Below are 13331 nucleotides of genomic sequence, written 5' to 3'. Positions count from 1 at the left end.
AGATGAATCATAGTTCAAATAAATATATTATAATGGTAATTGCAGTTACTCTTTTGAGTGCCTGCGTTACCAAAAAATACGAGCGCCCCACAACACTATCGACAGATAAGCTGTATCGTGATCAGGCTTCTGCCGATTCGACTACGATGGCGACGATGCCCTGGCAAACTGTTTTTAAGGATGAAAAACTGAATGCTTTAATTCAAAAAGGATTAAATCAAAATCTTAATTTAAAAAATGCAATAGAAAACATCGTTCAGTCCCGTGCTTCTTTGCGTCAGGCTAAATTAGCGTATTATCCCACTTTGAATATTGATGCTAATGCAACGCACACGAAACAATCTGAAGCAGGATTGAATTTTCCGGCAGGAATTAATATCAATACCTTAACGACGACTTATAAATTAGGTTTAAGCACGTCTTGGGAAGCTGATATTTGGGGAAAACTGAGCAGTTCTAAAAGAGCCGCTCTTGCAACTTATCTTTCTACAGATGCAGCAAAACAAGCAATTCAGACACAATTGATTTCGGATATTGCCAACAATTATTTTTTATTGTTAGCCTATGACAAACAATTAGAAATCACAAAAGCAACATTAGAAAGCCGTATTAAGAATGTTGAAGTTATAAAAGCATTGAAAGAAGGCGCAATAGTTACCGGAGCTGCCGTTGTGCAAAGTGAAGCCAATCAACATGCTGCCGAAGTATTGATTCCGGATTTAAAAAGAGATATTCGGGAGACTGAAAATGCGCTTAATATCCTGTTAGGACAAACACCGGGAGCAATCGAAAGAGGAACATTGGGAAATCAGGTTGTTCCTGAAAATCTTGCTATAGGTGTACCGGCTCAATTGCTTGAAAATCGTCCGGATGTCCGTCAGGCGGAATTTAATTTCAGAACGGCTTTTGAAAACACAAATATGGCTAAAACTTATTTTTATCCAAGTTTGACATTGACGGCAAGCGGAGGATTCTCGAATCTGCAATTGACGGATTTTTTCAGTAATTCTGTTTTTTATTCTTTGATTGGAGGATTGACACAGCCACTTTTTAATCAGGGATTGAATAAAGCAAGATTAACAACAGCACAATCGAGACAAGTGCAGGCATTAAACAATTTTCAACAAAGCCTTTTGGTTGCCGGACAAGAAGTTTCAAATGCTTTGTATGCTTATGAAATGGCGGTTGAAAAAGAAGATTCAAGAAAAAAACAAATTGAAGCATTGATAAAATCAGTCGATTTTACACAACAGCTTTTAGAATATAGTTCAGCTACCAATTATACAGATGTATTGACATCAGAACAAAATTTATTAGCTGCTCAATTAAGTGGTATCAATGATAATCTACAAAAATTACAAGCTGTAGTTGATTTGTACCGTGCTTTGGGCGGAGGATGGAAATAGATTGAAGATACCTGCATTGTTAATTAAAATTGTTGAAACGAAGAGCGCCTCATTTTTTGAGGCGTTTTTTCATATAATTATATATCGGTAAAAAAGTACTATTCGTCGATTGGCAGGTTGGTTTCGTATAATGAATAGGAGAAAGGCAAATAAATGGCACTACTTTAGCTTTGTTTCAAATCAAATTAATACTTAATACCACAACAATGAAAAAATTAGGATTTGCATTAATACTCTTGATGAGCGTTTTTGCACAGGCACAAGTTTCGATAAACGTAAATATTGGTACACCTCCTAACTGGGGTCCACAAGGGTATGACGACAGTAGATATTATTATCTACCGGATATCGATGTATATTATGATGTCAATCAAAGCCAATTTATTTATGAGAATAATGGTAAATGGATGCGTGAAAAAAGATTGCCCGCGCAATACAGACAATATGATCTTTATGGAGGTTATAAAGTTGTTCTAAATGATTATAAAGGAAATACACCGTATTCGTATCACAAAAAACACAGAACTAATTATCCAAAAGGGTATCATGGACAACCTCAGAAAAATAGAGGTAACAGACCGGAAAAAAACGACAAACCGGATCACAATAAAAAGGATTACGACAATCATAAGGGAAATTCAAAAAATGATCATTCAAAGAATTCTAATGATCATTCAAACAAAGACAGGGATCAGAATCATTCGCACGATGATCACCATTAATTAAAAACATGACTAAATTGGAAGAGCGCCTCAGAAATGGGGCGTTTTTTTTGTGTGTAAATTTTTGTCAAAGTTTAAAACTTTGACAAAGAAAACCACAAAATTGTCATCCCGATTTATATGATATAAAATTAGTTTTTGCCGTTTCGGCGGATTTTAATTCATTCTTTGCAATAATAAGATAATCTTGCCCTAAAAGTTTATCTCGGAGAGATTATCTGTTGGTAGAATATTATTACAGCCAGCAAACATTTGTCCTGTAGGGCAATGTCATTAAGTTAAGATATTTTAGATTTTGTTCCATCGGAACATCTCATCGGTAGAAAAAAAATGTATCGAGAGAAACATCGTCCCATTGGGACGTTTGAGAAATTGTATATGTAATCTGTATCTGTTTTTAACAATTATTATTTATAAAATCAAACGTTCCTACGGAACGCAAAAAAAAAATACCGTATTTATTGGACTACCAATGAGATGTTCCGATGGAACAAAAACAAATTGTTCTATTGGATTTTCCCTAACTTAATGACATTGCCTGTAGGGACTAGACATGCGATTGGGTTTAGATTTCGAATAAATTGTCAAAACTACAAGGTTAAAAAAAACTTGCAGGAACTGTCCTATGTATTAAAAGAAACAATGGTTTTTGATGAAGAAGCAATCTCCGTAAGAAACTGAAAACATGACAGTGTAGTCCCTAAAGGACAAATATTAATAACATCTTTATGTTCTACCAATAGATAATCTCTCCGAGATATATTTTAGAATTTAAATATTTGATGGAAAGTTTCAATGAATTAATTACGGCTCAACTTTTCGGGATTGGGGCATTGCTGGAAAATAAACTATTCCATAGGAATTTTTAAAGCAGTTCCGAAGGAACAAAACATATTGTAGGGATGGATTTCAATCCATCTTCGCAAAGTTTAATCACAATCTTGTCATTTCGACCGAAGGGAGAAATCACACGCGGGGATAACGCACTGTTGACGAGCTATTTTATGTGATTTACTTCGTCTGTTCGCTATCGCTCGGGTCTCCCTTCGGTCGAAATGACAAGATTATGGTTATTTTGCGTGAATTTTTTTTTTAATCTTTGTTAAATTAAAGTTCCTTACAGTCTTGGTTTTAAACTTTGACAGAGATCAAGTCAATAAAGAATTTCTTTGATTATACTAATCCCTAAAACTTAGCTTTAAACCTCTTGATCTTAAAGTTCTCTGATTTAACGACTTTACCCTTATCGGTAATCATTAAACAACTGTACTCAGGATATTTTTGAAGTAGAATAAGACCTTCTTTTTGTCCTAAAACCATAAGAGAAGTACTCAAGCCGTTTGCGGTTTCGGCATCGGGTCCAAGAACGGTTACGCTGCATAAACCAGTTGCAGGATATCCTGTTGCAGGATTGATAATATGAGAATAACGCACACCATTAAAAACAACAAATTTTTCATAGCTTCCTGAAGTCGTTATGGCGTGTTGCTCTAAAGGAATCGTCGCAATAAGTTTTTCAGGATCAAACGGATTTGTAATTCCAATTTTCCAAGGATTTCCATTAGGTTGTTTTCCCCAAGTGCTCATATCTCCCGATCCGTTTATAATTCCAGCTTTTATACCCTTTGCAATCATCATGGCTCGGCATTTATCGGTTGCATATCCTTCGCCCAGCGCTCCAAATCCGATTTTCATTCCTTTTAATTTTAGAAAAATAGTTGATTGTACACTATCCAGAATAATGTTTTTGTAACCCACTTTTTCTACTGATTTTTTTATGGCTTCCGCCGAAGGCATTTCGGTCATCGATCCGTCAAATTTCCAGATTTTGTCCATTGCAGCAAAACTAACATCAAAACCGCCTTTTGTGGCTTCAGAAAATTGAATCGCTCTTTGTGTCAATTCAAAAACCTCACGATCAACTTTTACAGGTCGGATTCCGGCATTCTGATTTACTTCAGAAACTTGTGAATCGGGCTTCCAGTCTGATATTAAGTTTTCAATTCGGGTGATTTCGGCAATAACAGCATCTATATTTTTTTCCGCTTCAAGCGAATCATTTGCGACAATAGTAATGTCAAAACGTCCGCCCATAAGTAGCGTAGTGCGTTTTCGGAGAACTTGTGCATTGCCTGAGAAGCTTTGCAGAATTACAAAAAGAACTAAAAAGGTATTTAGGATTGATTTATACATGAAAATCTTTTTAAAAGGGAAATTTTTAAAAGCTCCGGAGGAGCGAAATATTTATAGCCAATTTAGTGCGATATTTTTTATGTGTCAAAATATGTCACCCCGATGGGGTTTTAAAACAAACAACAATTCTATATGCTATAAATATAACGTTCCGTTGGGCAATGTCATTAAGTTAAGCTTTTAAAAAATAAAATCATTGCAAATCAAATCCGTTTTTATCCGCGTTTTTACGAAGTAAATCTGTTTTATCCGCGTCAAAATTAGACGCTGATTTTACGGATTCGCTAAAGCGAAAACGCTGATTAAAACGGATTTTTCTAATTACTTTCTTGATTAAACTGTTAAGTAATTTTATAGATTTCCCCTTAACTTATTGACATTGCCCGCTGGGTCTATAAATATAACGCCCCGCTGCGGTCTATAAATATAACGTCCCGCTGGGACTTATGCTAAATATATTAATAACAATCAGTTAAAAGCTGACTGTTGTTTTTATAATACGAAATACTCTTCATTTCTCTGGCAAGACATAAATTGTCCAAAATAGACTCAACATCTTTTTGCATGGCAAGAGAACCGCAAATCATGATTACTCCGTTTTGTTGTAACAAATCAATAAAAAAGTCAGCATCACGTTTGATTAAATCCATTACATAATGGTGATTTTCTGCACGTGATAAAGCCAAATGAAATTTTTGAAGCTTTTGCTTTTCAATCATTTCGGCTGTGAATTTTTTATAACCCAAAACAGTCTCCGTTTCCATTCGAAAGCCGGAATACAAATGAGTTTCTACTTTCTTCTTATTCTGTTCGATCATTCCAAGAAAAGGAGCAATACCGGTTCCGTTAGAAATTAAGGCAACCTTAGACACTTTTTTAGGAAAGTGAAAAGCATGATTATTAATGATTCTTGCTTTGATGGTATTTCCGGGAACAAGATTATTTAGAAAGTCCGAACCTAATCCGTGCGGATGTAATTTTACAACCAATTGAATGTTTCCGGAATGATTTCCAATCGAATAAAGACGTTCTCTTGTATCATTTGCAGGATAAATAGCGAGTAAATCTCCAGATGCAAATTTGGCTCTCATATTGGCACGTAATGTAACCAGGAAAGTTTGTTCGGTTTCAGAAACCAATGTTTTATCTAAAACCATTAATTTTTGTAGCCCTTTTGGTGCGTGATTGTATAAGGAAGGCGTTGTTGCTAATGGAATTTCAGTTTTGACACTCCATAATTTTATCCACTCTACAAATTCTTCCGCCGATTTATCGTTTACGGTTTGCAATTTTAATACGCGTTCTGCCCAATTTTGAGTGGCTAAAAGTTGATCAATTTCAAAAGCAAAACCACAAAAATCCGGATAAGCTTTCGAACCAAAACCAACTACTGAAAAATTAATTTTTTGCTGTTGATTGTGTTTCTTTAAAAGCGATAAGAATTTATTTCCGTTAGAAGGCGCATCTCCCAATCCGTGCGTTGAGGAAAAAACGATAATATGTTCTGCTTTTGGGAAAGCTTTAAAACTATTTAATTCGGTAATATGTGCTTTTTCTCCCTGATCAATTAATTGTTTCTGGATTGCATTAGCAAATCGGAATGTGCTTCCGTTTTCAGAACCCGCCAATAAAATGTATTTGCTTTCGTAGGCTTTGTATTTATTTTTAATTCGGCTTGACCTTCTTTTTAATGTCATCGCAAAACCGGAATAGATAAAAAAGAGAATATTAACGCAGGCAATGGCAAGGATTATCGCCCAAATCCCGTTTATTCTTCCCGTATGAAGATCAAGACTTAAATCAGCAAATTGAACTGTCATTGGCGAGCGTTTTTCTGTAATTACAGCGCCTGTTATTTGATTGACTTCAATTTCTCTGTCTTTTAATTCTATGATATAATATTCTTCAGGATCATCTGTAAAAGGAAATTCTATTTTTTTTACATCAGCTAAAAGCGTTGTAGTAAAAATATTGGCAGCACTTTTTTTGGCAGGATTTATAACTTCTGTCTTTTCTTTTTCCTTTTTTTCCTTACCCATGAAAAAGTTAAATCTTTCCAGTGATAAATAAGTTCCTGTAAGCGCAATTATCAGAATCGGAATCAAAGCCAGTCTTCCTAACACAACATGATAATATTGAGCAAAATACTCTTTTATTACTATCGAAAAGAAATTACGGATTCCTCTTTGTCTGTTTAAAACGAGAGCAAAACCTGAAATGGAAATTAATATCAATAAAAAGGAAATTACACCAACAAAAAAGCGTCCGGTTTCATGAAGAAATAAAGAGCGATGTAAGCCGGTTACCCATTGAATAAATTCGGTCTTTTTTACCGGTTTCCCTAAAGTTTTCCCATTTTTAGGATTGATATAAGCGTTGATATCATTACCATCGGGATCAATTGCCTGCAAAGTTACAAACTGATTGTAATCGACACTTAACTCAGTAATTTCAGAATATTTCTTTTTTAAAACGGGCAGTGTTTCCCCTAAAGTTATGGTGTCAAAATTTTCTACTTTGTACGGAAGTGTTTTTTCCTGCACCGCATCTACAGCCAAAATAATACCTGTAACAGATGCCAACAATAAAAATAAAGAAGAAAACAAGGCTAAAGCCAAGTGTGTGTAACGCCAAAAAGAAAGAGTCATTGAGTGTGTGCTAAAAGGTAATCAAATATGTTTTAAGCTTTGTTAAAAGTTTAAGTTCAAAGTTGGTCTGCCTGTTTTTGTCATTTCTACCGAAGGGAGAAATCACATAAAGTGGCTCGACAACAGTGCGTTCTCCCCGCGTGTGATTTCTCCCTTCGGTCGAAATGACAATGATTGTGGTCATTTTGTGTAAAATATGTTTTAAGCTTTGATAAAGCTATTTTGAAGATGTATTAAATCTTATTTAATCTCACGTATCTGATATAACCTTTTCCTTCTGTTTTATCAGCTAAACCTTCTGTTGTAAGTGGAATTTCTACATCGCTTACATGATATTTTTGATCTTCAACAGCCGATTCAAATCTAAGTTTGTATCCTTTGTTGATTTTAGAATCTTCAATTTCAATTGTTGTGATGCTGCGATCTCCACCAGTAACAGATGCTCCGGTTTTTGCACTGATATCTTCCGTTTTTTTAGCCTGGAATTTATTCCATTCTTTTAGCGATTTATACCATTTTTTATCATCGCCCATTACATAAAGTGTTTTTTCGTATTCTCCGGCTGGATTAATAAGAGAAACTACGATATAAGCGCCTTCTCCCATATAATTTGCCATTTGCAACATACATTTGTATTTGCTTTGTGCCGATGCCTGAAAGGAAATAAGGCAGATTAATGCAGCTGTAAGGACTATTTTGAATAATGATTTCATGTTAATTATAAATTGTTAATTATAAATTGTGAATGATGAGTTTAGCTTTATATTTTTAACTAAAAACTTATAATTCATCACTGATAATTTTCTGTGCTATTTTAAAAATTCAATTGATACATTTTGTTTTGTCAACGACTCGTTTTCTTTTGCTAAAGCGTAGGCACTTTCGTCGAATTCAGTTGTCATGTCTTTTTTGGCACCTATCGAAATTAAATATTTTAAGATCGAATCGTCTTTAGCGACCATTGCAGCTTTATGCAGTGCCGTTATGCCATCTTTGTTTTTAGCATTTACATCAATCTTTAAATCGGCTAATTTTTTTACCAAAGATAAATCGTTTTTAGCAATGGCAAAATGATATAAAGTACTTCCGTCTTTTTGAGGAGCAGCAAGATCTAAACCTTTTTCCTGAAGTAATTTTACTTTAGCGTCAAAAGATTCCTGTTTAGGTCCCGGTTTGAAAGATTGCACTAAATACACGCCTAAATTATTGCCCTCTTTATCTGTAATTTTCACATCTGCACCTTTTGCTAAAAGTGCTGCAACAGCTTCTGATGTTCCTGATTTTACAGCTATTGTCAAAGCTGATTCTCCTTTTGTATTTTGCAGGTTGATGTTTTTTGCTGTAGGTAATAATTGCTCTAATGCACCATTTTCTCTTGCTCCTGCTGCAATCATGAACGGAGTATTTCCATCTTTATTAACTTTGTTGGTATCTGCACCTTTAGCTAAAAAATAAGTAATGATTTCAGACTGATTTGGTTTTCCTGCTAAAAGATGCAACACATTTTCGCCGGATTTATTGGTAGAAGTTGCCTTAATCTTTACTTCTTGAACCAGAAATTTATAAGTTTCAAGCGGAGTCGTTTCTTTACGAGTACCTTGTGTTGCGATAAGAAGTGCAGCATCTGTATTTTTTACTTTTCTTTCTAATATCTTTTTTAGAAGCGTGATATTTCCGGTTCTCGCAGCATAATCAAAAGCAGTAGTTCCGTTATTGTCAACGTCTTTTATGGATAAACCTTTTGTAGTAAGATAATCCGTAAAAGTTAGTTCCTTATCAAATGGAATCGAGATTAATAATAGGTTGGCGCCATCTGTATATTTTTTCTTAGGATCAATTCCAGCTTTAAAAAAAGCTTCACAAACACCTGAATTTAGCATTCCATTAGATGCAGCAAATGCGATAGGAGTAGTACCGTGGCTGTCTTCAAGGTTAACATCTGAACCTTTGGCAATAAGATATTCTACCAATTCTGTATTTCCTCTATAAGCCGCCCAGTGCAAGTAAATACGATTGTCATGGGTCATTTTATTTAATGGATTTCCCGGTTGATCTAATAAGAATTTTATAGTTGCTAAAGGTGCATCATTATTAATGGCAAGAGTGGTAACATCAAATGCATTTACATTTGCTTCAGATGGGCTGTTTCCTTTGGCTATTTCAGCTTTAAGAGCCGTAACATCCGGAGCAGTTTTCCAAAAAGAAGCTTCTAACAGGATATTTTTTTGTTGGGCACTAACAAATAAAGTAGCAGCTAATGTGAGAGAAAGAAATAGGTTCTTTTTCATATTGAAGGTATTTATGTTTTAGAATTGTTTCTGATTTGTTTTTCTAAGTAAATAGCTTATTTAAAAGTAACCTATTTAGAATAAATAAAAATAAGGCAAATGTAAAAATTAATATTAGTAAATCAATTTATTTAGAGAAGAAACTCCAATTTTAATCCAATTTTAAGTTTTGAAAGGATATAAGGGTGTTGAACATTTCAGATCACTTTTGAATTTTAGATTTTGGAAAAATAAAGAAAGAAATATATTTTTTATAAAGTTGAAATCAATGAAGAAACAACAATTTATTTTTGAAAAAATTATCGTAAGATGTTTAAAATTAATTTGTTAAATGATTTTAGAGTTCGTAATTATTTTGTTGCATTAAACCAATTCAATTTTTTTTTTGAGCCATAACCAGTGTTCGTTGTTCTTTTTAAATCTAAACTTTATAGTAAAATACTTTCTTTTTTTTGGTGTTAATGTTGATAACTGTTTTGCCGAAGAGCAGGTTTAGCATCCCTTTTAATGTTGATAACTTTATTTAGAAACTTTATAAATAGCTATGAGTTTGAGATTTAGAAAGTATTGTGCGTGTTGATAAAAAGAAAAGTTTCATCCGTTTTCAAGACCCCAAAGGCTGTTGATAATTGGTCGGTTTTTTAACATCAAAATGGGCACGAAAGAAGAACAGTGGCTTAATTTTGTAAATACAAAAACAACATTATACTTCTTAAACGAATGTTTTTTTTCATTATTCAAGTCATCATTTAATACTTATATATATGTCTATTTTCGATAAAAGAATCAATTATAAACCTTTTGAGTATCCTGAGGTCCTACAATTTACAGAAGCCATCAATAAAGCCTATTGGGTTCATAGTGAAGTTGATTTTACGGCTGATACACAAGATTTTCACTCTCATTTAAACACTGCTGAAAAAACAGCAATCAAAAACAGTTTGTTGGCTATTGCACAAATAGAAGTTGCTGTAAAGAGTTTTTGGGGTAATATTTACGAACATTTTCCCAAACCGGAATTTAACGGATTAGGAAGCACTTTTGCCGAATGTGAGTTCAGACATTCAGAAGCTTATTCTCGTCTTTTGGAGGTTTTGGGGTATAATGATGAATTCGAAACATTGATGGACATTCCTGTAATCCGCAAACGTGTTGATTATCTATCGGATGTACTTAAGGATACAAAATCACAAGACAATAAAAAGTATGTAGTATCACTAATATTGTTCAGTATTTTGATCGAAAATGTCTCGCTTTTTAGTCAGTTTGCGATTTTGTTGTCTTTTACAAGATTCAAAGGATACATGAAAAATGTAAGCAATATTATTGCATGGACTTCTATAGACGAACAAATACATGCAAATGGCGGGATTTTTATTGTAAACAAAATACAAGAAGAATTCCCTGATTTTTTTGATGAAGAAACATTAACGCTTATTACAGAAACAGTTAAGCATTCGATCAAAGTAGAAGCTGACATATTAGATTGGATATTTGAAGAAGGTGAAATTGAAACCATCAAAAAAGAAGATTTAGTGAACTTCATGAAGTTTAGAGTAGATGAAAGCCTTACTCAAATTAATATTCCAACAATATTTAACGTTCCAGCCGAAGATTACAGCGCAATGGCATGGTTTGAAGAAGAAGTTTTTGCCAATAGCCTGGATGATTTCTTTGCAAAAAGACCGGTAGAATATACCAAACACGACAAAAGTATTACGGCAAACGACCTTTTCTAATTAGATTAATATGAAGACGATAGATACAATTACAGGAAATAGTGCTCCGTTAAGTGATGCGGACAATAAAATGTGGTGGAAAAACTCTGAAAGTGAACAAATACTAAACCGTGGTTATCTTTTAAAAGGAGAAACTGTAGAAGGAGCGATTGACAGAATTTGTACCGCTGCGGCAAAAAGACTTTATAAACCAGAATTAAAAGATTCTTTTGTAGAAATGATCGAGCGCGGCTGGATGAGTATAAGCTCTCCGGTTTGGGCAAATATGGGAACAGAACGCGGTTTACCAATCTCCTGTTTTAATGTTCACGTTCCGGATGAAATCGAAGGAATTACACATAAGTTGGGCGAAGTGATTATGCAAACTAAAATAGGTGGAGGAACATCCGGATATTTTGGAGAATTGCGCGAAAGAGGAAGTGCCGTAACCGATAACGGAAAGAGTAGTGGAGCAGTAAGTTTCATGAAACTTTTTGATACTACGATGGATACAATCTCACAAGGTGGCGTTCGTAGAGGAGCATTTGCTGCTTATTTAGATGTAGACCATCCCGATATTGAAGAATTTTTGAAGATAAAAAGTATCGGAAATCCAATTCAGAATTTGTTTACCGGAATATGTGTACCGGATTATTGGATGCAGGAAATGATTGATGGAGACAGTGAGAAAAGACAAATTTGGGCAAAAGTTCTCGAAAGCCGTCAGCAAAAAGGATTGCCGTACATCTTCTTTAGTGATAACGTAAACAAGAATAAACCACAAGTCTATAAAGATAAAAACCTACGTATAAATGCCAGTAATTTGTGCAGCGAAATCATGCTTCCGTCTGATATTGATGAATCATTTATTTGCTGTCTTTCGTCAATGAATCTGGAGCTTTACGAAGAATGGAAAGATACTGAAGCGGTAAAATTAGCCATCTTTTTCCTTGATGCGGTTTTACAGGAATTTATAGAAAAAACAGAAGGGAATTATTATCTTTCGGCAGCCAATCGTTTTGCCAAAAGACATCGTGCCCTTGGACTTGGAGTTTTAGGCTGGCATTCGTATTTGCAAAAAAATATGATTCCGTTCGAAGGTTTAGAAGCCAAAATGAAAACCACAGAAATATTCAAACACATTAGTGATAAAGCAGATAAAGCAACTCAGGATTTAGCAAGAATCTACGGAGAACCTGAATTACTAAAAGGATACGGAAGACGCAATACAACCACAATGGCAATTGCTCCAACGACTTCATCATCGGCTATTTTAGGACAGACCTCACCTGGAATAGAACCATTTAGCAGTAATTATTACAAAGCAGGTTTGAGCAAGGGTAATTTTATGCGTAAAAATAAATATCTTAAAATTCTATTAGAAGAAAAAGGACTTGACAATGAAGAGGTTTGGAGAGAAATCATGCTTAATGGCGGCAGCGTGCAACATATGAGCCAACTAAGTCAGACAGAGAAAGATGTTTTTAAAACTTTCAAAGAAATTAGTCAATTAGAAATTATTCAGCAAGCCTCTATAAGACAAAAATTTGTAGATCAGGGCCAAAGTATTAATCTTAATATCCCATCAGAATTACCAATTAAAGAAGTAAACCGCCTACTTATTGAAGCTTGGCAACTGGGAATTAAAAGTCTTTATTACCAACGCAGCCAAAGTGTTTCAAAAGAACTGGTTACAAGTCTTGTTACTTGCAGCAGTTGCGAATCATAAGAATAAAATAAAAAAAATCAGGAACAGTATTCTAAATACCATTCCTGATTTTTTATTTATCATCGAGGCGATTTTCTAGGGTCAATAGTAAATAATTTTAACGAAAAGCACGCTAAGATTTTATCTAATAGTATGTTTAAAAAACACAATCCCGAAGCCTCGGGACGCAATGCCGTCCCGTCCCGACGCTTCGGGCAATGTCATTAAGTTAAGCTTTTGCTCTATAATTTTTCGCGCAAAGTCGCAAAGTCGCAAAGAAAATGTATGTAAACTTGGCGGCTTTGCGACTTTGCGCGATTTTTTTGCAGTCTTAATTATCTAAAAAAAGCTTAACTTAATGACATTGGGCTTCGGGATTGTGTTTTCTATGTGTAAAGTAAAATTAAATCTTAGCGCGCTCCTATGTTTGCCCACAGATTAGGAGATTAAAAATGATTTTTTGCCACAAATTTCACAAATTATCACAAATTAATTCGTGCTGATTCGTGAAATTCGCGGCTGATAAACTTTGTGAACTTTGTGTTTTTACAAAACCTCGTTGCGAAAAAAATCTTAGCGCGCTCCTATGTTTGCCCACAGATTAGCAGATTAAAAATGATTTTTTGCCACAAATTTCACAAATTATCA

8 protein-coding genes are annotated in these 13331 nt (G+C 34.4%); 4 read left to right on the top strand and 4 right to left on the bottom strand.

What is annotated here, in order from left to right:
- Positions 1-2 precede the first annotated feature (2 nt).
- Positions 3-1406: an efflux transporter outer membrane subunit gene (locus EAH81_RS10945; RefSeq protein WP_140506878.1), complete on the top strand. Its 1404-nt coding sequence runs from the start codon at positions 3-5 to the stop codon at positions 1404-1406.
- Positions 1407-1612: 206 nt separating this feature from the next.
- The gene (locus EAH81_RS10940; protein WP_140506876.1) at positions 1613-2128 is read left to right on the top strand and encodes a hypothetical protein; all 516 of its coding nucleotides are present in this window, start codon (positions 1613-1615) and stop codon (positions 2126-2128) included.
- 1185 nt (positions 2129-3313) lie between these two features.
- On the opposite strand, the gene EAH81_RS10935 is transcribed toward EAH81_RS10940, so the two are convergent.
- From EAH81_RS10935 to EAH81_RS10920, 4 genes are all read right to left on the bottom strand, one after another.
- The gene (locus tag EAH81_RS10935; protein ID WP_140506874.1) at positions 3314-4321 is read right to left on the bottom strand and encodes an FAD:protein FMN transferase; all 1008 of its coding nucleotides are present in this window, start codon (positions 4319-4321) and stop codon (positions 3314-3316) included.
- A gap of 458 nt (positions 4322-4779) precedes the next feature.
- Positions 4780-6969 carry a PepSY domain-containing protein gene (locus EAH81_RS10930; RefSeq protein WP_140506872.1) on the bottom strand — a complete coding sequence of 730 codons (2190 nt, stop codon included), beginning with the start codon at positions 6967-6969 and terminating at the stop codon, positions 4780-4782.
- 233 nt (positions 6970-7202) lie between these two features.
- The gene (locus EAH81_RS10925; RefSeq protein WP_140506869.1) at positions 7203-7682 is read right to left on the bottom strand and encodes a DUF2271 domain-containing protein; all 480 of its coding nucleotides are present in this window, start codon (positions 7680-7682) and stop codon (positions 7203-7205) included.
- 96 nt (positions 7683-7778) lie between these two features.
- Positions 7779-9257 carry an ankyrin repeat domain-containing protein gene (locus EAH81_RS10920; RefSeq protein ID WP_140506867.1) on the bottom strand — a complete coding sequence of 493 codons (1479 nt, stop codon included), beginning with the start codon at positions 9255-9257 and terminating at the stop codon, positions 7779-7781.
- Between the two features lie 764 nt (positions 9258-10021).
- On the opposite strand from EAH81_RS10920, the gene EAH81_RS10915 reads away from it, so the two are divergent.
- Both EAH81_RS10915 and EAH81_RS10910 read left to right on the top strand, forming a co-directional pair.
- The gene (locus EAH81_RS10915; RefSeq protein WP_140506865.1) at positions 10022-10996 is read left to right on the top strand and encodes a ribonucleotide-diphosphate reductase subunit beta; all 975 of its coding nucleotides are present in this window, start codon (positions 10022-10024) and stop codon (positions 10994-10996) included.
- Between the two features lie 10 nt (positions 10997-11006).
- Entirely contained in the window at positions 11007-12704 is a 1698-nt protein-coding gene (locus EAH81_RS10910) for a ribonucleoside-diphosphate reductase subunit alpha (RefSeq protein ID WP_140506863.1), read from the top strand.
- The last annotated feature ends 627 nt before the right edge of the window (positions 12705-13331 follow it).

The organism is Flavobacterium pectinovorum (assembly GCF_006438875.1).
Taxonomy (GTDB): Bacteria; Bacteroidota; Bacteroidia; order Flavobacteriales; family Flavobacteriaceae; genus Flavobacterium; species Flavobacterium pectinovorum_A.
This window is presented reverse-complemented; position numbering and strand designations above follow the sequence as displayed.